This is a genomic window from Nonomuraea sp. NPDC003707 (assembly GCF_053587055.1).
In genome coordinates, this window is the sequence record NZ_JBSFNK010000004.1 from 39,628 (window position 1) to 61,833 (window position 22,206).

At 72.5% G+C, this 22,206-nt stretch carries 19 protein-coding genes; 7 read left to right on the top strand and 12 right to left on the bottom strand.

Annotation, left to right across the window (positions count from 1 at the left end; all coding sequences use genetic code 11):
* Positions 1-17 precede the first annotated feature (17 nt).
* Together ACWDRB_RS10975 and ACWDRB_RS10980 are read left to right on the top strand one after the other, a co-directional pair.
* The gene (locus ACWDRB_RS10975; protein WP_449892887.1) at positions 18-1,817 is read left to right on the top strand and encodes an ABC transporter; all 1,800 of its coding nucleotides are present in this window, start codon (positions 18-20) and stop codon (positions 1,815-1,817) included.
* Complete coding sequence (locus ACWDRB_RS10980; protein WP_449892888.1) at positions 1,814-3,481, top strand: YfjP family GTPase; 1,668 nt, start codon at positions 1,814-1,816, stop codon at positions 3,479-3,481. Before ACWDRB_RS10975 ends, ACWDRB_RS10980 begins: the two co-directional genes overlap by 4 nt.
* A gap of 87 nt (positions 3,482-3,568) precedes the next feature.
* On the opposite strand, the gene ACWDRB_RS10985 is transcribed toward ACWDRB_RS10980, so the two are convergent.
* From ACWDRB_RS10985 to tdh, 4 genes are all read right to left on the bottom strand, one after another.
* Complete coding sequence (locus ACWDRB_RS10985) at positions 3,569-4,735, bottom strand: MFS transporter (protein WP_449892889.1); 1,167 nt, start codon at positions 4,733-4,735, stop codon at positions 3,569-3,571.
* A gap of 10 nt (positions 4,736-4,745) precedes the next feature.
* The gene (locus tag ACWDRB_RS10990; RefSeq protein ID WP_449892890.1) at positions 4,746-5,681 is read right to left on the bottom strand and encodes a LysR family transcriptional regulator; all 936 of its coding nucleotides are present in this window, start codon (positions 5,679-5,681) and stop codon (positions 4,746-4,748) included.
* Between the two features lie 182 nt (positions 5,682-5,863).
* The gene (locus tag ACWDRB_RS10995; protein ID WP_350738437.1) at positions 5,864-7,033 is read right to left on the bottom strand and encodes a glycine C-acetyltransferase; all 1,170 of its coding nucleotides are present in this window, start codon (positions 7,031-7,033) and stop codon (positions 5,864-5,866) included.
* On the bottom strand, positions 7,034-8,062 hold the full coding sequence (gene tdh, locus ACWDRB_RS11000) for an L-threonine 3-dehydrogenase (RefSeq protein WP_449892891.1): 1,029 nt from the start codon (positions 8,060-8,062) through the stop codon (positions 7,034-7,036). It abuts the gene before it with no gap.
* A 231-nt stretch (positions 8,063-8,293) separates the two neighbouring features.
* On the opposite strand from tdh, the gene ACWDRB_RS11005 reads away from it, so the two are divergent.
* Genes ACWDRB_RS11005 through ACWDRB_RS11015 form a run of 3 tightly spaced genes read left to right on the top strand, consistent with a single transcriptional unit; the run spans position 8,294 to position 10,694 of the window.
* Positions 8,294-9,463 (top strand): Gfo/Idh/MocA family protein, encoded by a 1,170-nt coding sequence (locus ACWDRB_RS11005; RefSeq protein ID WP_449892892.1) that lies wholly within the window; start codon positions 8,294-8,296, stop codon positions 9,461-9,463.
* A 53-nt stretch (positions 9,464-9,516) separates the two neighbouring features.
* Positions 9,517-10,098 (top strand): RNA polymerase sigma factor, encoded by a 582-nt coding sequence (locus ACWDRB_RS11010; protein WP_363970210.1) that lies wholly within the window; start codon positions 9,517-9,519, stop codon positions 10,096-10,098.
* Complete coding sequence (locus ACWDRB_RS11015) at positions 10,095-10,694, top strand: hypothetical protein (protein WP_449892893.1); 600 nt, start codon at positions 10,095-10,097, stop codon at positions 10,692-10,694. The genes ACWDRB_RS11010 and ACWDRB_RS11015 overlap by 4 nt, the downstream gene beginning before the upstream one ends.
* 12 nt (positions 10,695-10,706) lie before the next feature.
* Here ACWDRB_RS11015 and ACWDRB_RS11020 read toward each other — a convergent pair whose 3' ends face one another.
* The 4 genes from ACWDRB_RS11020 to ACWDRB_RS11035 form a co-directional block, all read right to left on the bottom strand.
* On the bottom strand, positions 10,707-12,368 hold the full coding sequence (locus ACWDRB_RS11020) for an alpha-amylase family protein (RefSeq protein WP_449892894.1): 1,662 nt from the start codon (positions 12,366-12,368) through the stop codon (positions 10,707-10,709).
* Positions 12,369-12,421: 53 nt separating this feature from the next.
* Complete coding sequence (locus ACWDRB_RS11025; protein WP_449892895.1) at positions 12,422-13,585, bottom strand: PucR family transcriptional regulator; 1,164 nt, start codon at positions 13,583-13,585, stop codon at positions 12,422-12,424.
* A 63-nt stretch (positions 13,586-13,648) separates the two neighbouring features.
* Complete coding sequence (locus ACWDRB_RS11030) at positions 13,649-13,849, bottom strand: EF-hand domain-containing protein (protein WP_192788314.1); 201 nt, start codon at positions 13,847-13,849, stop codon at positions 13,649-13,651.
* A gap of 33 nt (positions 13,850-13,882) precedes the next feature.
* Positions 13,883-14,761: a LysR family transcriptional regulator gene (locus ACWDRB_RS11035; RefSeq protein ID WP_449892896.1), complete on the bottom strand. Its 879-nt coding sequence runs from the start codon at positions 14,759-14,761 to the stop codon at positions 13,883-13,885.
* 62 nt (positions 14,762-14,823) lie between these two features.
* Here ACWDRB_RS11035 and ACWDRB_RS11040 point away from each other — a divergent pair, with 62 nt between their 5' ends.
* Positions 14,824-15,804 (top strand): aldo/keto reductase, encoded by a 981-nt coding sequence (locus ACWDRB_RS11040; RefSeq protein ID WP_449892897.1) that lies wholly within the window; start codon positions 14,824-14,826, stop codon positions 15,802-15,804.
* A 60-nt stretch (positions 15,805-15,864) separates the two neighbouring features.
* On the opposite strand, the gene ACWDRB_RS11045 is transcribed toward ACWDRB_RS11040, so the two are convergent.
* Positions 15,865-17,160 (bottom strand): hypothetical protein, encoded by a 1,296-nt coding sequence (locus tag ACWDRB_RS11045; protein ID WP_449892898.1) that lies wholly within the window; start codon positions 17,158-17,160, stop codon positions 15,865-15,867.
* A 129-nt stretch (positions 17,161-17,289) separates the two neighbouring features.
* Positions 17,290-19,551, bottom strand: coding sequence for an MMPL family transporter (locus ACWDRB_RS11050; RefSeq protein ID WP_449892899.1), 2,262 nt, complete (start codon positions 19,549-19,551; stop codon positions 17,290-17,292).
* Between the two features lie 178 nt (positions 19,552-19,729).
* Between ACWDRB_RS11050 and ACWDRB_RS11055 the strand changes: the two genes are divergently transcribed.
* On the top strand, positions 19,730-20,971 hold the full coding sequence (locus ACWDRB_RS11055) for an MFS transporter (RefSeq protein WP_350738410.1): 1,242 nt from the start codon (positions 19,730-19,732) through the stop codon (positions 20,969-20,971).
* Here the strand turns inward: ACWDRB_RS11055 and ACWDRB_RS11060 are convergent.
* On the bottom strand, positions 20,963-21,430 hold the full coding sequence (locus ACWDRB_RS11060) for a hypothetical protein (protein ID WP_350738407.1): 468 nt from the start codon (positions 21,428-21,430) through the stop codon (positions 20,963-20,965). The two genes, ACWDRB_RS11055 and ACWDRB_RS11060, sit on opposite strands and share 9 nt — an antisense overlap.
* A 125-nt stretch (positions 21,431-21,555) precedes the next feature.
* Complete coding sequence (locus ACWDRB_RS11065) at positions 21,556-22,176, bottom strand: hypothetical protein (RefSeq protein WP_449892900.1); 621 nt, start codon at positions 22,174-22,176, stop codon at positions 21,556-21,558.
* Between the last annotated feature and the right edge of the window lie 30 nt (positions 22,177-22,206).

The window sequence follows — 22,206 nt, forward strand, 5'->3', positions numbered from 1 at the left end:
AGACTAGCGTGGGCCGTATGGATCTGCTGGCCGCGTTGGAGGCGCTGCGCCGGCCGCTGGATCGCGAGCTGTTCCCGCTGGCGGTCGGTGAGGCGGCGCGAGACCGGCGTGCGCTGCGCGAGCTGGCCGGGCAGCTCGACGACTACCTGCTGCCCCGGCTGCGCGCGCTCGACGCGCCGCTGCTGGCCGTCGTCGGCGGGTCCACGGGGGCGGGCAAGTCCACGCTGGTCAACTCGCTGGTCGGGGCCGACGTCAGCGAGCCGGGCGTGCTGCGGCCCACCACGCTCGTTCCCACGCTCGTGGTCAGCCCGGCCGACCAGACCTGGTTCATGGGCCAGAACGTGCTGCCCGGCCTGTCCCGCGCCACCGGCACCGGTCCGGGAGCGCTGCGGGTGGTCACCTCCGACGCGCTGGGCGCCGGCCTCGCGCTGCTCGACGCGCCCGACATCGACTCCGTGGTGGTCGCGAACCGGGAGCTCGCCGCCCAGCTGCTGGCCGCCGCCGATCTGTGGCTGTTCGTCACGACGGCCGCCCGTTACGCGGACGAGGTGCCGTGGAGCTTCCTGCGCTCCGCCCGCGAACGCAGCACCGCCCTGGCCCTCGTACTCGACCGGGTGCCCCCGGACGCGGTCGAGCCCATCTCGCGCGACCTGACCCGCCTCCTGGCCGAGAACGGCCTCGACGGCACGCTGCTGTTCACCGTCCCCGAGGCGGCGCTGCCCTCGGAGAAGGCCAGGCTGCCGGAGGAGACCGTGCGGCCCATCTCCTCCTGGCTCACGGGGCTGGCCACCGACGCGGCGGAGAGATCCCGCGTCGTACGCCAGACGCTGTCCGGGGCGCTCGACAGCCTGGCCACCCGGGTGCCCGCGCTGGCCGTGGCCGTCGAACGCCAGCAGGCCGCCTTCGACACCCTGCGCTCCGTCGTGGCGGGCGCCTACGCGGGCGGCATCGCCGACTTCGACGCGGGCATGCGTGACGGGTCGCTGCTGCGGGGCGAGGTGCTGGCCCGCTGGCAGGACTTCATCGGCACCGGCGACCTCATGCGCTCCCTGGAGAGCCGGGTCGGGTGGCTGCGCGACAGGATCGTCGGCTTCTTCACCGGGCAGATGCCGGAGGGCCAGCTCAGGGACGCCTTGGAGAGCGGGGTGGGGGCGCTCATCAGGGGCGCCGCCGACGGGTCCGCCGAACGCGCCCTGGAAGGCTGGTCGGCCGCGCCCGGCGGGCCCGGCCTGCTGGAGCGGCTCGGGCCGATGGAGTCCGCCCGTCTCGGCCGCGCCGCTCCCGACGTGGGCAAGCGCGCGGAGGCGACGGTCCGGGGGTGGCAGGAGTTCGTCCTGGACCTCGTACGAGAGGAAGGGCGCGAACGGCGGACGGCCGCCCGCGTGGCCTCGTTCGGGGTGAACGGGGCGGGGCTGCTGCTCATGCTGGGCGTGTTCGCCTCCACGGGCGGGCTGACCGGGATCGAGGTGGGGATCGCGGGCGGCACGAGCCTGCTGTCGCAGAAGCTGCTGGAGGCCGTCTTCGGCGACCAGGCCGTGCGGACGCTGACCGTGCGGGCGCGGGACGACCTGCGAGATCGGGTGCGGCTGCTGCTGGAGGAGGAGTCGTACCGGTTCACGGCCCAGCTGGAGGCGATGGAGCCGCCCCGGGGGACGGCGAACGCGCTGCGCGGCGCGGCCGAGCGCATCCATGCCCACCGCGCGGAGCTCCCGGCGACGGCGGCGGGCGGACAGGACGCGACCGTGGGCGGACAGGGCGCGACCGCGGGTGGAGAAGGCGCGACCACGGGTGGACAGGACGCGGGGGACACGCCGTGAAGCTGCTGCGCCGCAAGGAGGGCCCGTCCCTCGACTCCCGCCTGGCCGCCCTGCTGGAGGCCGCCGAGCTGGCCGAGGGGCGGCTGCCGGAGGAGGCGGTGTCCGGCGCGCGGACGGTCGCCGAACGGGCCGGCGTGCGCCGTACCCTCTCGATCGACCACACCGTGGCCGCGCTGGCGGGCGCGACGGGCAGCGGCAAGTCGTCGCTCTACAACGCACTCGCCGGCACGGACCTGGCGGCGGTGGGCGTCGTACGGCCCACCACCTCGGCCGCCCAGGCGGCGCTGTGGGACGGGGAGGGCTCGGGCCCGCTGCTGGACTGGCTGGACATCCCCCAGCGCCACCCCGCCGCCTCCGCCTCCGACCTGTCCGGACTCGTCCTCCTCGACCTGCCCGACCACGACTCCATCCAGGTGTCCCACCGCCTGGAGGTGGACCGGCTGGTGGAGCTGGTGGACCTCCTGGTCTGGGTGGTGGATCCGCAGAAGTACGCCGACGCCGCCCTCCACGACCGCTACCTGCGCCGGCTGGCCGCCCACCGGGGCGTCATGCTGGTGGTGCTCAACCAGGTCGACCGCCTGCCGGACAGCGCCGTCGACCGCTGTCTCCGAGACCTGCGCCGCCTCCTGGCCGAGGACGGCCTGGCGGGCGTGCCGGTCCTGGCCGTCTCCGCCCGCACCGGTGCCGGGCTCGCGGAGCTCCGCGCGCTCCTGAACGACCGCGTCGCGGAACGCAAGTCCTGGTCCACCCGCCTGGCGGCCGACATCACCACCGCCGCCGCCCGCCTCGGCGCGCCGGAGGAGGCCCCGGCGGGTCAGGCGATGGACCGGGCGCTCACGGCCGCGCTCTGCGAGGCGGCCGGGGTGCCGCTGGTCGTGGAGGCGGTGGCCAAGGGGCACCGGCACCGCGCCGTCGTGGCCACGGGCTGGCCCGTCACCCGCTGGATCCGCAAGCTCAGGCCCGACCCGCTCCGCAGGCTCCGCATCGGCACCATGGCCCCGGTGGGCGGGCCGGTGGGCGAGCTGCCCGCGGGCGGGTCCTCGGGGAAGTCGGCCGGGTCTTCGGGGCAGGGGCCTGGGGCGGAGGTAGTCGGCCGTACGTCCGTCCCGGCGGCCTCGGCCGTACAGAGGGCCAGGGTCGAGACGGCGATCAGGGACGTCGGCGAGGCGGCCGCGGCGGACCTGCCCGGCCCGTGGGCGGCGGCGGTGCGGCAGGCGGCGCGGTCCCGCTCCCAGGAGTTGACCGACGCGGTGGACCGGGTGGTGGCCACGACGTCCGCCGGCGCGACGCGGCGGCCCAGATGGTGGCGGGCCGTGAACGTCCTGCAGTGGCTGGTGTTCGCGGCCATGGTGGCCGGTGCCCTGTGGCTGGGCGGGCTGTTCGGGATGGACTACCTGCGCCTGCCCCAGCCGCCGCTCCCGACCGTGGGCGTGGTGCCGTGGCCGACGGTGCTGCTGGTGGGCGGGGCGCTGGCGGGTGTGCTGATCGCGCTGCTGTCCCGGCTGGCCGCCTGGGCGGGCGGCAGGCGGCGGGCCCGGCGTACGGCCAGAGCCCTGCGCACGGCCGTGGGCCGGGTCGGCGACGATCTCGTGCTGGCCCCCGTGCGGGGGGAGCTCGACCGGTACGCCCGCTTCACCGAGGCACTCACCCGAGCCCGCGCCTGACCCACCCGGCTCACCCGGAACGCGCGATGCCGTCGCGCCGGGAGCAGTACGGCTCACCCCGTGCCGTCGCGCCGGGAGCAGCGCGGCTCAGCGCGTGCCGTCGCGTCGGAGGAGGACGGTCGCCAGGGTCGCGCCCGCCAGTGCGAGGCCGGAGGCCGCCAGGAAGGGTGCCGAGGCCCCTAATCGTTCCCCGGCCACCCCGGCCACCCCCGACCCCAGCGCACCCCCCACGCCGATGGCCGTGGAGACCCACCCGAACGCCTCCGCCTGCGCCCCCGGCGCGAACTCGTCCACCAGCAGCGACGACGTCGTCAGCGCCGGATTGAGCGCCAGCCCCCCGCCGAACAGCACCATCCAGAACACCGGCCACGACTCCACCAGCGCCAGCGGCGCCAGCACCGCCCCGAGCGCCAGCATCAGCGCCACCAGCCGCACCCCGACCCGGGACCGCCAGGATCGGGCGCCGTAGGCGGCGGCCCCCGCGATGCCGCCCACGGACAGCGCCGCCACCAGCACCCCGGTGGCCGCGGGCGCCTGGCGGGCGGTGGCCAGCGCGGGCACGCCTACCTGCAGCGCCCCCAGCGTCCCGCCGAGCAGCAGCACCACGGCCAGCAGCACCGCCATCCGCCGGTCCGCGAACACCCGCCCGCGCTCCCGCTCGGGCCCGCGAGCCCCCGACCGCAGTGCCCGGGTGAAGCCCAGCGTCGCGGCCCCCGCGGCGACGGCCACCAGAGCCAGCCCCAGCGAGGTCGTGGTCAGCGCGATCACCACCCCGAACGCCAGCGGCCCCACCAGCATGGCCAGCTCCTGCACCAGGTAGACCAGGCTGTAGGCGGCGGTACGCCCCTCGCCCGGCACGCGTCGCCCCCATTCGAGCCGCATGCTCACGGAGACCGGCGGCAGCCCGGCCCCGGCCACCCAGGCCAGCGCCACCACGGCCCACCAGAGCCGGTCCCCGGCGGCCACGACCAGCGCGACGAGCGCGGCCACGTGCACCAGTGCGGTGACGGCCAGCACCGGCCTGGACCCACGCCGGTCCATGAGCCGCCCCTGCACCGGCCGCCCCATGCCCACCCCCATGGCGAACGCCGCCGCGGTCACCCCCGCCAGCGTCAGCGAGCCGCTCGCGCCCTGCACCACCAGCACCGTCCCGATGGGCGCCACCTGCTGCGTGAGCTGCGCCAGGAACCCCAGCACGGCCTGTGCGGGCACACCGGGCAGGCCGAGCAGGGTTCGATGACGCGGGCCTTCCATGGGCCGCACGCTATCCCGAAGATCGGGATAAATCGGGGTTGTTTCCCCCCGCGTCGAGAGAGCGGCCGATCGTGCGCAGCGCCGACAGGAGCGGGCGCAGGAGGGGATGGGCGTCGGAGCCGCGGCGTACGGCGGCGAAGACGCGGCGTTCGGGCCCCGGCGTCCGCCGGACCGCCACCCCCGTCAGCGCCATGTCGCGCAGGGCCAGCCGCGGCACCAGGGCCACCCCCGCCCCCGCCCCGACCAGGGCGACGACGGCGCGGAAGTCGTCGGAGCAGTGGGCGAGGTTCGGCGTGAAACCCGCCTGCTGGCAGGCGAACGTGATCACGTCGTGCACCGGATTGCCCGGGTAGGGGCCGATCCAGGTCTCGGAGGCGAGCGAGGTCAAGGTCGCCTCCGAGGCCAAGGGGTGGTCGTGGGGGAGCACCAGGTCGAACGGCTCGGCGTAGAGGGGCAGCCGGGACAGGCGCCGGTCGGCCGCGTCGGGGGCGCCCCGGTACTCGACCGTGACGGCCAGGTCGGCCTCGCCGTCCAGCAGCATGGCCAGGCTGTGGTCGCCCTCGGCGTCCAGCACGCGTACGTGCAGCCCGGGGGAGGTGGCGCGCAGGGCGGCGATGGCGGGGGAGAGCACGGCGCCGATCGCGGTGGCGAAGCAGGCCACGGTGACCTCGCCGGCCTCGCCCGTGGCGTACGCGGCCACCTCGGCCTTGGCGCGTTCGAGCTGGGCGAGCACCTCGTTGGCGTGGCCCAGCATGATCTTGCCGACGGCGGTGAGGTGGACGCCGCGGCCGTCACGGGTGAACAGCCGGTGGCCCACCTCGTGCTCCAGCGCGACGAGTTGCTGGGACACCGCGGAGGGGGTGAGGTGCAGCGCGGCCGCCGCGGCGGTCACCGTGCCGTGGTCGGCCACCGCCCGCAGCGTGCGCAACCGCCGCGTGTCTATCACCCGTGCTCCTTGGCCTCACTCCGTGAGGCGCGCCCGATCGCTGGGATCCGTCGCAGCGAGAATACTCACCCGCCGGTCATGACCACGCACGACCGGGTCAGGACGGCCGGGCCAGGGCGGGATGGCCGGGGCTCTGCGGCGCTCAGGGCCCCGGCGGTCGGCTGTGATCGGCGGGCGGGGTGTCAGCCGCGGGCCTGGATGAACGCCTGGACCGCGCGGTCGACGTCCTCAGCGGAGTGGGCGGCGGAGAGCTGGACGCGGATCCTGGCCTGGCCGTGCGGCACGACCGGGTACGAGAAGCCGATGACGTAGATGCCGAGGTCGAGCAGGCGTTCGGCCATCGCCGCGGCCTCGGAGGCATCGCCGATCATCACGGGCACGATCGGGTGGTCGCCGGGCAGGATGTCGAACCCGGCCTCGGCCATCTCCCCCCGGAAGCGCGCCGTGTTGGAGCGGAGCTGCTCGCGGGCCTCGTTCGAGGTCTCCAGCAGGTCGAGGATGCGCAGCGACGCCGAGGCGATGACGGGGGCGAGCGAGTTGGAGAACAGGTACGGGCGCGAGCGCTGGCGCAGCAGCTCGCAGATCTCCTTGCGGGCCGAGACGTAGCCGCCGCTGGCGCCGCCGAGCGCCTTGCCCAGGGTGCCGGTGATGATGTCGATCCGGTCGGTGACGCCGTGCAGCTCCGGCGTGCCGCGGCCGGTCGGCCCGACGAAGCCGACGGCGTGGGAGTCGTCGACCATCACCATGGCGTCGTACCGCTCGGCCAGGTCGCAGATCTCCCGCAACGGCGCGAGATATCCGTCCATGGAGAACACGCCGTCGGTCACGATCAGCCGCCGCCGCGCCTCCGACGCCTCCTTGAGCCGGGCCTCCAGCTCGGCCATGTCGCGGTTGGCGTAGCGGAAGCGCTGGGCCTTGGAGAGCCTGATGCCGTCGATGATGCTGGCGTGGTTGAGCGCGTCGGAGATCACCGCGTCCTGGGCGTCCAGCAGGGTCTCGAACACGCCGCCGTTCGCGTCGAAGCACGAGCTGTAGAGGACGGTGTCCTCCATGCCGAGGAAGTCCGACAGGCGAGCTTCGAGCTCCTTGTGCACCTCCTGGGTGCCGCAGATGAACCGTACGGACGCCATGCCGAACCCCCACCGGTCCAGCGCCTCCTTGGCCGCCTCGATCACGGTGGGGTTGTCGGCCAGGCCGAGGTAGTTGTTGGCGCAGAAGTTCAGGACCTCGCGCCCGGCGACGCTCACCGACGAGCTCTGCGGGGAGCCGATCACGCGCTCGGGCTTGAGCAGCCCGGCCTCGGTGATCTCGTCGAGCGTCGTACGCAGCTGCTCGCGCACGTTCGTGAACATTCAGGCGCTCCAATCGAGAATGACCTTGCCCGTCCGGCCACTGGCGGCCGTGTCGAAGGCGGCGTCGAAGTCTTGGTACGGGAACCGGTCGGTGATGACGGGGGTGAGGTCGAGGCCCTTCTCCAGCAGGACCGACATGTTGTACCAGGTCTCGAACATCTCCCGCCCGTACACCCCCTTGATCGTGATCATGGAGGTCACGACGGTCGCCCAGTCGACGGCGAACTCCTCGGCGGGCAGCCCGAGCATGGCGATCTTCCCCCCGTGGGTCATGTTCGCGATCATGTCGCGCATGGCCTGCGGGTTGCCGGACATCTCCAGCCCCACGTCGAAGCCCTCGCGCATGTGGAGCTGGCGCATGCCCTCGGTGATCGAGGTCCTGGAGACGTTCAGGGCGAGGGAGACGCCGAGCTTGCCGGCCAGGGCGAGCCGCTCGTCGCTGACGTCGGTGATCATCACGTTGCGCGCGCCGACGTGCGTGGCCACGGCCGCGGCCATCAGCCCGATGGGGCCCGCCCCGGTGATCAGCACGTCCTCGCCGACCAGGGGGAAGGACAGTGCGGTGTGTACGGCGTTCCCGAACGGGTCGAAGATGGCCGCCACGTCGGGGTGGACGGGGACCCGGTGCACCCAGACGTTGGAGGCGGGCAGCGTGACGTATTCGGCGAAGGCGCCGTCCCTGTTGACGCCGAGGCCCACCGTGTTGCGGCACAGGTGCCTGCGGCCCGCCATGCAGTTGCGGCACTTGCCGCACACGAGGTGGCCCTCGCCGCTGACGAGGTCGCCGACGGCGACGTCCTCGACGCCCGGCGCCACCTCGACCACGTGGCCGGAGAACTCGTGCCCGACGATCAGCGGGAGCTTCAGAGTATGCCGCGCCCAGTCATCAAATTTCCGGATATGCAGGTCGGTGCCGCAGATGCCGGTCCGCAGGACCCGGATCTTCACCTCGCCGGGACCCACCTCGGGCTCGGGCACGTCCACAAGCCAGAGGCCGGCCTCGGCCTTCTCTTTGACCAGCGCTTTCATGGCTCCATTCCCCCCAGTCCGAACCTAACGCACTGTGCCCTCTCCCCTCCCGGGATGTCCATCGAGGCTTTCTTAAGTGCCCCCACAGCTCCGCTTCACGCCCCAGCAAAGGCGTGGCGCGCGGACTCGCCGACCCTACGTATTGCTCAGAGCTGCATGATTCAAGCTGTTTATCTGCACAAATGAGTACTAGCCTGGCGTCTGCTGCGGCTGATTCGGGAAGGGACATCAGTGGAAGACCTGCGTATCGGAGTCATCGGCCTCGGGCTGCGGACGAGCCTCTCCCTGCACGCGCACCGGCCGGGCAAGGGTGCTGTCGTGACCGCGCTGTGCGACTCCGACCCGGCGGTGCTCAAGACCCAGGCGGGGCGGTTCGAGGCGGAGTTCCTGACCGGGGACTACCGCGAGCTGCTCGACCGGCCCGACCTCGACGCGATCATCGTCAACACCCCCGACGACACCCACGAGCGCATCGCCATCGACTGCCTCCAGGCCGGCAAGGCCGTCTACCTGGAGAAGCCGATGGCGATCACCGTCGAGGGCTGCGACAACGTCCTGCGCGCCGCCCGAGACACCGGCACCCGCCTGTACGTGGGCCACAACATGCGGCACATGGGCGTGGTCCGGCTCATGCGCGACATCATCCGCAAGGGCGACATCGGCGAGCCGAAGACCGTCTGGGTGCGCCACTTCGTCTCCTACGGCGGCGACTACTACTTCAAGGACTGGCACGCCGACCGCACCCGCACCACGGGCCTGCTGCTGCAGAAGGCGGCCCACGACCTGGACGTCATCCACTGGCTCGCCGGCGGCTACACGACCAGGGTGAACGCGTTCGGCGACCTCATGGTCTACGGCGACCTGCCGCGCCGCGAGCCCGGCACGCCGCGACCCGACGGGTGGCTGGAGGAGTACGAGTGGCCGCCGACCTCGCGCACCGGCCTGCACCACGTCGTGGACGTCGAGGACGTCTCGGTGATGAACATGAGGCTCGACAACGGCGTCATCGCCGCCTACCAGCAGTGCCACTTCACGCCCGACTACGTGCGCAACTACACGGTCATCGGCACGGAGGGCCGCCTGGAGAACTTCGGCGACGAGCCCGGGGACACGGTCAAGGTCTGGAACCGAGGCCCCACGGCCTACCGGGACGACTGCGACATCGCGTACAAGGTGCCTCCGGCGGAGGGATCGCACGGGGGAGCGGACGCGCAGATCGTGGCGGAGTTCTGCCGGTTTATCCGGGACGGCGGCGCGACGGACACCTCGCCGGTGGCGGCCAGGATGAGCGTGGCGGCGGGCTACATGGCCACGATGTCGCTGCGCAACGGCGGCATGCCGTACGACGTGCCGCCGCTTGACGCGGAGCTGGCCGCGTACTTCGACAACGGCCAGAGCTGATCCCGCGGGAACCCGGCGCGTCGCGCGGACAGTAGACAGATGTGGATATGTCGATGCGTGCCCGCATACGCGACGGGGACCAGGCGGCGTTCGGCGAGCTCTTCGACGACTGCGCGAAATCCGTCTACAACCACGCCTTCCGCCTGACCGCCAACTGGTCCACGGCCGAGGACGTGATGGCGCTGACGTTCCTCGAAGCCTGGCGGTTACGGGGCCGGATCGACCCCGAGGGCGGCTCGCTGCGCCCCTGGCTGCTCGGCATCGCCACCAACGTGGCCCGCAACGTGCGCCGGGCCGCCCGCAGGCACGACGACGCGCTGGCCAGGCTGCCCAGGGGCGAGCAGGTGCCCGACTTCGCCGACGAGGTCGTGGGCCGCATCGACGACGCCGGGCGGCTGGCGGCGGTGCGGCAGGCGTACGGGCGGCTGCGCCGCCAGGAGCAGGACGTGTTCGCGCTGTGCGTCTGGGCCGGGCTCGACTACGCCCAGGCGGCCGAGGCACTCGGCATCCCCGTCGGCACCGTGCGCTCCCGGCTGTCGCGGGCCAGGAAGAAACTCGCGGCCGCCGGGGAACCGCCGCCGGCGACCCGACAGGTAGTAGGTGAACCCGGCCCCGACAAGGAGGAGATCCGATGAGCCGGCCGACCGAACGCGATCTTCCCGAGGGCCGTCACCGACTGCTCAAGGAGTTCGTGATGACCGAGATCGACCGCAGGCCCGCCCGCAGGCGACTCCCGCGCCCCGCCCTCCTGGCCCCCGTCGCGGGGCTGGCGGCCGCCGCCGCGGTGGCGGTTCCGCTGCTGCTCGGCGGCGCTCCGGCGTACGCCGTGACCAAGGGGCCCGACGGCCTCATCCGCATCACCATCAACGAGGCCAAGGATCCGAAGAGGCTCCAGGAGGACCTGCGGGCCATGGGGGCGAACGTGGTGGTGGACTACATCCCCCATGGCAAGAAGTGCAGCCCGCAGCCGCGCAGCAGCCACTTCCTCAGCAACGACGAGGCGCCGCTGTCGGTGTTCCCGGCGCCGAAGGGCTGGGAGCCGACCGAGGACATGGAGCCGGGTTTCTTCATCGACCCGAAGGTCATCGGGCCCGGGCAGACGGGGGTGCTGGAGTTCAGCGTCGGGGAGGTCGGGGGCGGCGTGGTGGCGGGCGTCTGGGCCCGCGTCGGTGAGGGCCCCATCGCGGACTGCGAGCTGGTGGACACCACGGACGCCCCCCTCTCGCACTGACCCGTCCCCGGGTCAGCGGGCCTTGACCGAGGCGTCCTCCGGCGGGAGCTCCCGAGGGGAGGCGCGGAGCCAGCGGGAGCCGTACGGGTCCATCGGGAGCCGTACGGAGCCCTCGGCCGAGACCTCCAGCGTGCCGTCCACCAGGAGGTCCGTGAGCTGGTGGCCCTCAAGTCCCTCCAGGATCAGCTCCGCGTCCCTGACCGTGTCGCAGAGGTTGTGCGCGACCACCACCGTGGCCCCGTCGGCGTCGCAGCGGTGGGCGAGGACCGCCCGGTCGCCGGTCTCCAGCACGGTGCAGTCGCCCCACGCCAGCTCGGGGCACTCCCGGTAGCGCTCGATGAGCAGCTGGAACCAGCGCAGCAGCGAGTCCACGTCCCGCTTCTGGTCGGCCACGTTGACGCGGTCGGGGGCGAAGGAGCCCTCCGGGATCTCGCGTACCGGCTCGGCCTGGGTGAAGCCGCCGTCCGCGGACCACTGCATCGGGACGCGGACCGCCATGCGGCCCTCCGCGTCGAGGTTCTCGCCCATGCCGATCTCCTCGCCGTAGAAGATCACCGGCGTGCCCGGCAGCGAGAACAGCAGGCTGTAGGCCATCTTCATGCGCCGCAGGTCCCCGCCGAGCATCGTCGGCAGCCGGCGGCGCAGGCCGCGGCCGAAGATCTGCATGTCCTCGCGCGGGCCGAACGCCTCGAAGACGTCCTGCCGCTCCTCGTCCGTGAGCTTGTCCAAAGTGAGCTCGTCGTGGTTGCGCAGGAACACGGCCCACTGGCAGTCCTTCGGCGGCTCGGGGCGCTCGCGCAGGGCGTCGGCGAGGGGCGTGGCGTCGTTGCGCGCCAGCGACAGCCAGGCGTTCTGCATGCCGATGAAGTCGAAGCACATGGTGAGCTGGTCGCCCAGGCCCTCTCCGAAGAACCGGGTCAGGTCCTTGTACGGGACGTTGACCTCGCCCAGCAGGATCGACCCGCCCTTGCGCCGCGTCATGAACGCCCGCAGGTCCGCCAGGAACTCGTGGGGGTTCGCCAGCTTCGGATCGACGTTCTCGATGAGGAACGGCACCGCGTCGACCCTGAACCCGGACAGCCCGAGCTCCATCCAGAAGCCGAGGATGCGCGCGATCTCGTCCCTGACCTCGGGGTTGCCGACGTTCAGATCCGGCTGGTGCCGGTAGAAGCTGTGCAGGTAGTACTGTCCGGACCCCTCGTCGTACTGCCAGACGCTGTTCTCCTTGTCGGGGAAGACGATCTGCGAGGGGTCGTCGGGCTCCGGGGAGTCGGACCAGACGTACCAGTCGCGCATGGGGGAGTCCCGGCTCGACCGGGCCTCCACGAACCAGGGGTGCCGGTCGGAGGTGTGGTTGACGACGAGGTCCGCGATCACCCGCAGCCCCCTGTCGGTGGCGGTGCGCATGAACTCCACGAAGTCGCCCAGCGTGCCCAGCCGCGGGTCGATCCGGTAGAAGTCGGTGATGTCGTATCCGTCGTCCCGGTTGGGGGTGGGGAAGAACGGCATGAGCCAGAGACACGTCACGCCGAGCCCTGCGAGGTAGTCGACCTGCTGCGTCAGCCCGCGGAAGTCGCCCACGCCGTCGTCGTTCCCGTCCTTGAACGTCTCCACGTCGAGGCAGTAGACGACGGCGTTCTTCCACCAGACGTCGGAGGTGTACGTCAGTCGCATGGCTGGCCGCTACCCGCCACGCGCGCGCTCAGACCGCCGTATCCGCAGGAGGTTCAGGTACGGGTGCTCGCCTGGACGGCCTGCCTGGCCCGCAGCGCGATCTCCAGCTCGAAGCGGATGTCCGGATCGGCGAGCTGGTCGCCGAACAGCTCCTCGAGCTGCCGCAGCCGGTAGCGCACGGTCTGCGGGTGCACGTGCAGCGTGGCGGCCACCTCGCCCGCGCCCCGGCCGTGCCGCAGCCAGGCCAGCAGCGTCTCCGCGAGCCGGTCCTGCTGGGCGGGCCGCAGGTCGGCCAGGGGTGCCAGCCGCGCTTCCGCCAGCGTGCCGACCAGCTCCTCGTCCTTGAACACCACCAGCGTCGCCATGTGGTCCGCGCACCGCAGCGGCCCCCGGGGCAGGATGCCGCGCCGCGACAGCTCCAGGGCCTCTCCGGCCCAGCGCAGCGAGGTCGCGGCGGCCGAGAGGGGCACGGCGGGGCCGATCGCGGCCTGGCGTCCGCGCAACGCCTGGTCGAGCAGCTGAGCCTGGCCGGGACCGGTGGGGTCGGGCGCGAGCAGGCAGGGCACGGGCCTGTCCAGCCCGGTGAGCACGTCGGGCGGCAGCGCGGGGGCGCGGTAGGCGCCGTGCCGGTCGTCGAACGCCACGCAGGCGACCGTCCTGGGCTGCCGCCACCCGGCGGCCTTGGCCAGCTCGGCGATGGCCTCCGCGCTGGCGGGCGGGCGGCTGAGCAGCAGGTCGAGCAGGCGGCCGCGGCGGCGTTCTGTCTCGCCCGCGGCGTGCGCCCTGGCCTTCTCGAAGCCCTCGGCCGCCGCGTCGGCGAGCTGGTCGAGGTAGACGAAGATGGCCTCGCCCAGGTCGTACAGGGTCTGCGGGGACAGCCGCAGCGGCTCGGCGAGCTCGGTCAGCCGCCGCCAGCAGACCCGGGCGCCGAGCCGCATCGCGGTCTGCAGCGGCTCGAGGTTGCGGCCCTCGGCCGCCTCGCCCCTGCCGATCATGCGGAACGGCTCGGGGTCCCAGGGGGCGCCGGGGTTCTCGACGCGGTCGAGGAAGCCCTCTATGGCCTGCTCGGCCGCCATCCTGACGACCTTGATGTAGAGCTCGTCCGATGGCCTGGCGTACTCGGGGATCCGGGTCTGGATCTCCTCGATCACCTCTGCCGAGACCCTGCCGATGCCCGCCCTGAGCGCCTGCACGGGGATTTCACTCGTGATGACCATCGTCCCTCCCGTCGCCATTGTGACCCAGGCAACAGGAGAATGTGTAGCAAGAGCTTGTTTTTGTCACTTCTGGAGGAAAGCGGCGAACTCCTCCAGGTCGATCAGGCCGTCGCCGTCCTTGTCGAGCTTCAGCACGCCTTCCTGGGCGGCCTCCAGGGTCACCGGCTGGCCGAGCACCTCCATCAGCTTCACGAGCTCGACGGCGGAGATGCGGCCGTCCTTGTCGGCGTCGATGAGGTCGAAGGTGATGGCGTAATCGCTCATGGGGGTCACCCTTCCACGTGAATGGATGTCGCGTCAGACCTTAGTGGCGACCCGTCGTAGCGCGTCGACGAATGCCATGACTTGTGGGCTCACATCCCCTTCTCGCCAGGCGATGGCGAGCTGCCCGGGAGCCAGCCCGGTCACCGGGCGGTAAGCCATCCCGGGCCGGTTGTAGAGCGCGGCGTTCCCCTCGGCGACCAGCACCACCCCGAACCCGCTGGTCACGGCCTCGAACACCTCCTCCGGCGTGTTCGCGGTGAACCCGACGACCGGCTCGTCGTCGCGGGCGTCCCGCGCGAGCCAGAAGTCCCGCAGCGGCCCGGCCTCCGGCGGCAGGGCGATGAACGGCTCGTCGCGCAGCGCCTCGAACGGGATCTCCGCCAGCTCCGCGAGCGGATGGCCGTCCGGCATGGCCACCCCTCTGCCCTCGGTGGCCAGCACGTACGTCCGCAGCCCCGGCGGCACCGGCAGCCAGATGAACGCCACGTCGGAGGACCCGTCGGCCAGCCCGCCGCTGGGGTCGTCCCAGCCCACCAGCCTGAGCGACACCTCCCATCCCGGCATCGCCGTACGGAACCCCCGCAGCGCCTCCTGCTGCAGCCCTCTGCCCACGGCCGTCTGCATCCCGATCACCAGCGTCCCGGCGGGCGCCGCGGCCCGCGCGGACTCGACCCCGCTCGTCCACCGTTCGAGCAGGTCGCGGACGATCGGCAGGAGCGCCTCGCCCTGCCTGGTGAGCACCACGCCGCTGTGCACCCGGTCGAACAGGCGGAAGCCGAGCTGCCGCTCCAGCACCCTGAGCTGCTTGGACAGCGCCGGTTGGGACACGAAGAGCCGCTCCGAGGCCCGCGTCACGTTCAGCTCCTCGGCCACGGCCATGAAGTAGCGCAGCTCACGCAGGTGCACGTCCATAACCAATGGTTATACCAAGGGGTCTTGGACGCGGCAGAGGCGCGCGCAGCAGGATCGAGGCCATGAAGACACGTACTCTTGGCAGCTTGCGGGTTCCCGCCATCGGCTTCGGCGCCATGGTCCTGTCGCCGGGCGTCTACGGGGACGTCGACGACGCCCGCGCCGAGGTGGCGCTCAAGGCCGCGCTCGACGGGGGCGCGACCCACGTGGACACCAGCGACGCGTACGGCGTGGACGGCCACAACGAGCGCCTCGTGGGCCGGGCGATCAAGGGCCGCAGGGACGAGGTGGTGGTCGCGACCAAGTTCGGGCTCGCGATCCCCGAGGGTGAGCCGGGCAGGTCGCACCCGGTCGGTTACGCGTTCAACGAGCTACGGGTGAACGCCGACCCCCGCCTGATCCGGCGCTACGCGGAGCGCAGCCTGCGCAACCTCGACACGGACGTGATCGACCTCTACTACTCGCACTATCCCGACCCCGGCGTGCCGATCGAGGACATGACCGGCGCGCTGGCCGAGCTGGTGCGGGACGGGCTGGTCAAGCACATCGGCCTGTCCAACGTGACGGCCGCCCAGCTCAGGGCCGCGCACGCGGTCCACCCCGTGACGGCCGTGCAGAACGAGTGGTCGATGTGGCGCCCCCTCGATCCCGGCCTGCCGGCCGCCGCGCGGGAGCTCGGCGTGGGGATCGTGGCGTGGAGCCCGCTCGGCACCGGCTTCCTGACGGGCACCGTGGAGGCGCTCGCCGAGGGCGACTTCCGGCACAACGCGCCCCGCTTCTCGGCGGAGAACCTGGCGGGCAACAACGACCGCTACGCCCCGATCAGGGCCCTGGCGGCGCAGCTCGGCATCACGCCCGCCCAGCTCGCCCTGGCCTGGCTGCTGCACCAGGACGAGCACGTGGTGACCATCCCCGGCAGCCGCACTCCCGCCCACATCGAGGAGAACCTGGCGGCGGCCGACCTCACCCTCCACGCCGACACGCTGGCCAGGGTCGACGAGGCCCTCGCCAAGTTCGAGGTGACGGGCGGGACGCTCCTGTGAACGCGGCCGGCCAGGGCGCGCATCGCGCTCCTGGCCGGTCTCGTACGTCTTCGGTATGTCTCAGGCGGCGTGCAGGTAGACCTGGCCGAAGACCTCCGACAGGTTCTTCAGGTCGGTGGCCACGTCGACCTCGGGGTTGGCCGGGTCGTAGATGGTCGCCAGGCGGGGGCGGACCGCGTCGAGCTTCTTGAGCTGGTCCCAGGTGACGTTGGCGGCCCACTTCTCGCCGTACACCCGGCTGACCTGGCCCTGGTCGTTCTGCCAGCGGGTCCACAGGGTGACCGTCTCGGCGGCGTCGTCCTGGAGCGGGGAGGCGATGCGCTCGGTGATCGCCTTGGTGGCCTGCTCCTCGTTGAGGTTGGAGGTGCCGGCGGTGGCGAAGGAGGCGTCCTCGCTGGCGATCTGCGCGTAGGCGTCCCAGGCGCGGGCGCGGACCTGGATCCACTGGTTGCGCTGGGCCTCGGTGGCGTCGATCTTCCAGGTGGCGTACTCGGTGCCCAGGTGGCCGTCGTCCAGGGAGAGCTGGTCGATCAGGCCCTTGGAGAGCCAGGCGCCGATGCGGTCGGGGTCGAGCAGCGGGTACTTCTTGGTCATCTCGGTCTTGCAGGCGTCGTTCGCGCCGCAGCCGAACAGCGGCACCACCGTGTGCGCCGACAGCTTCTTGCCCGGCACCGCGGTACGCAGCGCGACCGTGGCCTCATTCACGAACTTGTCCAGCTCGTCCGCCGTCGCGAACGTCTTGTTGTAGCCGAGCTGCGAGGTGAACCGGATGCCGATCACCCCGGGTTGCGTGGCGACCAGCGCGGCGATCTTCTTGACGCCCTCGGCCAGCTTGCCGGCCTTGTAGTCGTCGGCCAGCTCGGTCTCGATCCACAGGCGCATGGTCGTCTGGACGGCGGCCTGCGCGGCCTTGCCGGCCGGGGTCTCCTGCGCGGACTCCTTCTCGGCGGCGCTGATGCCGGTGGGGTCGACGTAGCCGCACTGGTCGCCGTTCTGGCACTCAGGCGTGCCGCCGTCCTCGGCGCCGGAGACGTCCGGGGAGTCGACGTCGTGCATCTCGCCGTCGCCCTCGGAGTCGGTCGGGCAGGAGTTGCCCTCCTCGGTGCAGTCCACCAGGATCGAGTTCGAGGGACCGGCTTCCTGCATGTGCTCGCCGTCGTTGTCCAGCCAGAACTTCGCGATGTCCGCGGCCTCCTCGGGGGTGGCCAGCCATCGGCAGACGACGTACGCCGGGGTGTCGGCCGACATCAGGTCGTTGCAGCCTCGGGGGTCGTCCTCCGACCACGCCGGGACGCCGACACCCAGGAGCGAGAGGGCTAATCCGATGACGAAGATCTGCCGCAGCCGCTTTCGCATGGCACCTTTACTTCCAGGGGATGATCGTGGGCATATCGCACACTATCCGGACGATCAATAACGTTCAATGAGATCTATGGCTTCTTCACGCACTATTCGACGCGAAGTAGCCGCGCTTGTTACGAGAACTCAGTCGTCCACCTCGACCCACGTCCAGCCCGCGCCGCCGGGGTCGGCGCGTACCGCCCGGGTGCGCCCCGCCGCCACCTTCACCCATCCCGGCTGCGGAGGCTCGGCGGGCACCGGCACCGGATCGGTGTCCGCGCCGAAGACGGCCGGCCGTCCCTTGACGGTGATCGCGGGCCGCCCGCCCGTCAACGGGCGCCGATCGCCCTGGGGAGCGGGCGGGAGTGAGGGCCTCTCGCGGGGCGGCTCGACCTCGTGAACGCTCGGGGACGCGGCGGGGGATCGGGCGCGCAGCGGCCACCAGTTCGCCGGGCCCAGCAGCCGCAGGGCGGCGGGCACCAGCAGCAGCCGCACCAGCACGGCGTCCACCGCCACCGCCACGCACAGACCCACCCCGAGCAGCCGCACCACCGCGATCCCGGCCGTCGCGAACGCCCCGCCGGCCGCCACCGTCAGCAGCGCCGCACCGATGATCACCTCCCGTGGCTCCGCCACCCCGGAGTCCCCCGTACGCGCCTCCGAGACCAGGAACACCTGGTGGACGACCGACAGCCCGAACGCCACGACCCCGATCAGCAGCGCGACGGAGACGTCCAGGGGGCCGGCGAAACCCAGGAAGCCGCTCCGGAACACCCACCCGATCACCCCGAACGACGCAGCGGCCGACAGCAGGCTCGCGATCACCGCCGGAACGGGCAGCACCAGCGACCCGAAGGCGAGCGACAGCACCGCCGCCATCACCGAGCACACCACCACCGCCAGCCACGGCATCGTGCCGGAGAGCCCGGCCAGGAGGTCCAGCCGCGCCGCGACGGGCCCGCCGACCACGACCTGCCGGACGTCCGGCCCCGCGGCCGCGGATCTGATCGCGGCGACCAGGTCCCCGGCCTGCGCCGACAGGGGATCGAGGTCGTGGCGGACGGCCAGCCGCACGGCGCGGTTCGGCCGCGAGAGGCCCGCCGTCTCGACCCCGGTGACGTGCGGCAGCCGTTCCAGCCGCTCCGTGATGGGGCGGACGTCGAGCGCGGTGACGGCGGTGCCGTCCAGCGGCTCCACCACGACGTGCACGTCGATCGGCGACAGGGCGTTCCTGGCGAAGTCGCGGTCGATCGTCTCTGTCACCCGGCGGCCCTCGGAGGCGGCGGGCAGCGCCCGGTGGTCCGCGTTCCCGAACTCGACGCGCAGCAGCGGTCCCGCCAGCGCGACCAGCACGATCGTCACCGCCATCAGGTACACGACCGGCCGGCGCGCCACGCCGTCCCACAGCCCGCCGTCCCGCCGTACGGACACGGGCCTGACGCGCAGCGCGTCCACGCGCCGCCCGAGCACCCCCAGCAGGGCGGGCGCCACGAGCACCGCGACCACCGAGGCGACCAGCGCCACGGCCGCCGCCGCCAGCCCGAGCGAGCCCAGGAACGGCTGCGGGAACAGCGTCAGCCCCAGCAGCGACGCGGCCACGCTCACCCCGGCCACGCCCACGGTCCGCCCGGCCGTGGCCACCGTGCCCGCCACGGCCTGCTCGTTCGACGCCCCGCCCCCGATCTCCTCCCTGAACGCCCTGAGCAGGAGCAGCGAGTACGCCGCCGCCAGCCCGAGCCCGAGGAGCACGACGGCATAGAAGGAGTAGACGGACACCCCGGGCAGCAGCGCCAGCGCGCCGAGCACCGCGAGCAGCCCCACGACCAGCGGCAACAGGGCCGCCACCAGGCTCCCGAACACCACCACGAGCAGCACCAGCAGCACCGGCGCCGCGACCGCCGCCGCGCGGGCCAGGTCGGCGGCGGCCTCGCCGTCGAGCTCGGCCTGCACCGGCACCGGCCCGCCGACCGCGACGCGCAGGTTCTTGACGGCCCTGAGCCGCGCCGCGACCGCCGCGTAGCTCGCCCGCTTGGCGCCCTTCAGCGTGACGATCGCGTACGTCGAGTGCCCGTCCCCGGACACCATCGCCTTCGACCCGGTCGTCCAGTACGTGGCCATCCCGCGCACGTACTCGGCCGGCAGCCCGCGCAGCGAGTCGTGCACCGCCTTCTTGTAGCGCGGGTCGCGCACCTTGACCGCCGGGTGCCGGTAGAGGACGACCACGTCGGGGCTCTGGCCGGCGTACCACTCCGCGCTCCAGCGCGCGGCGGTCGCCGAGTCGGCGCGCGGGTCCTCGAAGCCGCCGCCCACCGCCTGCCCGGACAGCGCCAGCGGCGCGACGAGCAGGGCCGCCACCAGGCTGAGCGCCAGCAGCGTCCATCTACCGCGATAGACCAGCCGCCCCAATGGAGTCCCCTCGCCGACAGCAGGGTCCTAGCAAATTACGGGAGATCGAGGCTGGATTCTTGCCAAACACGCACATATTCCGCTTCCGGTCTTGTCAGCGGGACCCAATATTCAGGCGACATCGGCGAGAGAACTCGGCAGAATGGTGGGGTTTGACTGTTTTCAGGGGGGCGTGCCGGTGCACAGTTATCTCAGCGATCTCGGGTTGCTCCGGGATCGCCGTTTCGCGCTGCTGCTGTCGGCGCGGACCCTGTCGGTCCTGGGCAGCGCGTTCGCCCCGGTGGCCCTGGCGTTCGGCGTGCTCGGCCTGCCCGGCGCCACCGCCGCGACCCTGTCCGTCGTGCTCACCGCCGAGTCGGTGCCCATGATCGTGTTCATCCTGTTCGGCGGGGTGCTCGCGGACCGGCTGCCGCGCAAGTGGGTGATGATGGCCGGTGAGTCCCTGATGGCGATGGGGTTCTTCGCGCTGGGCGCGATGCTGCTCGCCGGCTGGACCCCGCTGCCCGCGCTGTCCGCGGCGGCGGCGGTGACCGGGGTGGGCATTGCGATCATGTTCCCGGCGCTGACCGGGATCATCCCCGAGGTCGTGCCGCCCGACCGGCTGCAGGCCGGCAACGCCCTGCTCGGCCTGGGCCAGAACGCCTCGCGGGTGGCGGGCGCGGTGCTGGGCGGCGGCACGGTGGTGCTGTTCGGTGGCGGCTGGGCGCTGGTGGTGAGCGGCGCGATGTTCGCGGTGGCGGGCGCGCTGCTGGCGCTGCTGCGGATGGAGCCGGTCGCGAACCGGCGGGAGCGGCACTCGGTGCTGGCCGACCTGCGGGACGGCTGGCGGGAGTTCAGCTCGCGGCAGTGGATCTGGGTGGTGGTCGCGCAGTTCTCACTGATGGTCATGGCCATCCAGGCCGGTCACGGGGTGCTCGGCCCGCTGATCGCGAAGGAGACGCTGGGCGGGCCCGCGGCCTGGTCGGCGTTCCTGGCGGGCGAGGCGGTCGGGACGATCGTCGGCGTGCTGGTCGCGATGCGGCTGCGGCCACGCCGGCCGATCCTGGTGGCCGTGCTGCTCTGCCTGCCGCCCGCGCTGCCGTACGTGCTGCTGGGGTTGGACGCGCCGCTCTGGGCGATCGTGGCCGGGGCGTTCGTGCTGGGCGTGTGCTTCGACGTGTTCGGCGTCCTGTGGCAGACCACGATGCAGCGCGAGGTCCCGTCCGAGTCGCTGTCGCGGGTGAGCTCGTACGACATGCTCGGGTCGATGATGTTCGGGCCGATCGGGCTGCTGGTGGCGGGGCAGGCGGCCGACCTGTTCGGCACGGAGGAGACGCTGCTCGCCTGTGCCGTCATCATCGTGCTGTCCACCCTTGCCGCCCTGCTGGCTCCCGGGGTGCGCAACCTACGCGCCCCGGAGCGGGAGCCGATCTCAAGCTGACCTGAAGTAGGCGTTGGCCCTGGGCTGGAACATCAGCGTCACCGCCCCCAGCACGGCCACCACGTGCAGGATCCGGCTGCCCGCGAAGATCAGCCCCATCGCGTCCGTCCCGGCGACGGCCTCGGCGATCGAGCCGCCGGCCAGCAGCCACTGGACGGGGCCGATCACGAGAGAGAGCGTGCCGAAGACGCCGAGTGTCACGCCGAGGGTCCAGCGCGCCCAGTTCGCCCCGGCCTTGAGCCGCAGTGCCAGGAAGGCGGCCCCCGCGAACACCGCCAGCCGGATCCCGACCTGCGGCAGCAGTTCGGCGACCGTGGAGGCGCCCGTGTACAGCTGCTCGGAGACCACCAGCACGGTCTCCAGCGCCCCGAAAGCGACGGCGACCAGCCAGAGCATGGCGGCGGTGTGGACGACGGGCGGCGGGTCGGTTCTGCGGGGGTTGTCGAGGACGGTGGTCATGGCGTGGCCTCCAAAGGTGAATGACTACGCCTGAAGTGTCCGCTTTCGGGCGGGGTGGGGGCATGCCCGCTGGCCGCCGAGTTCCGGTGAGGCGAGCCCTACCACGCGTGCGCCGGAGGGCAGGCTCAGGCGATGATCAGCCGTACCACGACGCCCGCGCAGTTTCCCGCCACGCAGATCCGCACCGGCACCTCGGAGATGCCCGCGGCCGCGGGCACGCCGCTCACGTGGCCGTCGGGCCCGATGATCACGTCGCGGGGCAGCGTGGCGCGGTCGGTCACGGTGAACGTCGGCAGCACGCCGGACGGGCCGCCGTTGATGCCGATCTCCCCGTTCAGCGGGGTGCCGGCCCGGCCGGGGAAGGTCAGCTCGCGCGGCTCCCACGGCACGTTGCCGAGCACGACGAAGGTGAGCCGCTGGTCCTGGCACGACTGCCCCTCGCACATCCGGACGGCGGCGAGGTACGTGCCGGGGCGCTGCGGCTTGCCGTACAGCCGGCCGCTCTGGTCGACCCTGATCCCGACCGCGAGGTAGCCGGGGCGGAACGTGACGCCCTTCGCGGCGGGCAGGAGCTGCTGGTGCACCTCGATGCCCTCGGTGACGTAGAAGGTGTCCTCGACCAGGCTCCCGTGCACGGGGTCGAGGGGGAGCTGCCGGGACATCGGCGTCATGGTGAGCGTGGGCACGGCGGCGGACAACGCGCACACGGCGAAGCCCGCGAGCAGGAACACCCACCACTGCCGCATAACCACCCCCCCGACCTCTTCCCCCGGGTA